This is a genomic window from Spirosoma jeollabukense, assembly GCF_054777855.1.
In genome coordinates, this window is record NZ_BAAHAD010000057.1 from 1 (window position 1) to 1,214 (window position 1,214).

Annotated in this window: 1 protein-coding gene; it reads left to right on the forward strand. The window is 57.1% G+C overall.

What is annotated here, in order from left to right:
• Positions 1-45 precede the first annotated feature (45 nt).
• Positions 46-1,214 (forward strand): sensor histidine kinase (locus ACYVEA_RS34465; RefSeq protein WP_461117900.1); only part of this gene is annotated, 1,169 nt, incomplete at its 3' end.

Sequence of the window (1,214 nt, forward strand, 5' to 3'; positions counted from 1 at the left end):
CAACAACCCACTGAATTGGCGCCCAATCTATCGCAACGCCTCAACGTGGAGTTAGCCCTCGAAGCGGCTGGCTTGGGCCTGTGGGAATTTGACCTGGCCAAGGGAGTCGTCAACTGGGATGAGCGGTGCCGGGCCCTCTACGGCTTCACCCAGGGTAGCCAAATTGCCTACCAGCAGTTTATTAAACGGGTGCATCCCCAGGATGTCGTGTTACTGGGGGAAGAACTGCAGCGCCTGGCCGCGCTGGACTCGGATGGCCGCTACGATGTGACCTACCGCGTCCATCCTGTGGGGGATAGTGGCCTGCGCTGGGTACGCTCCTATGGACAAGCCACCTTCGCCGAGTCAGGCGAGTTGATCCGTTTTGCAGGGGTAGCTCAAGAAGTAACTCAACAGGTCCGGATTCACCAACAACTCGAAGAGCAGGTGCAGCTGCGCACCCAGCAACTGGCCGCCACCAATGAAAAACTAACCACCACCAATGAGAAGCTGGTAAGCAGCAATCAAGCGTTGGAAAGGGCTAACTCGGATTTGATCCGTTCGAATCAGAATCTCGAGCAGTTTGCCTACATTGCCTCATACGACTTACAGGAGCCCCTGCGTAAAATTCAACAGTTCGGCGATCTGCTCCGTAACCGGTTTACCGACGTCGGAGAGGAGGCGTTGCTGTACCTGGAGCGCATGCAAAGTGCCGCTAAGCGCATGTCGTTGTTGATCAAGGACCTGTTAGCCTTCTCCCGGATTGCGACCAGTCAGGTCATCGCCCGGCCCGTCGCCCTGAATCAGGTGATGGATCAAGTGGTGGAGGACCTCTCGGTGGTCATCGAGGAGAGTGGGGCTCAGCTTGCCGTTGACCCGTTGCCCACCGTATCGGGAGATCGGTCCCAGCTCAGCCAGCTGTTTCAGAACCTGCTGGCCAATGCCATCAAGTTTAGTCACCGTTCTAGCGGGGATCAGCGGGTAAGCCCCCGGATCCATATCCGGGCGAGTCAGGCAACCCGCCATGAGCTTCCTGATTCGTTGGCAGGCCCCCGCTTGGCCCCGGTTTATCACGTCATTGAGGTGATCGATAATGGCATTGGCTTTGAGGGAAAATATGCTGACCGGATCTTTCAGGTGTTTCAGCGGCTACACGGTAAGAATGAGTTCGCCGGCACGGGCATTGGCTTGGCGGTAGTCCAGAAAGTAGTCACCAATCACGGGGGCGCCATTAC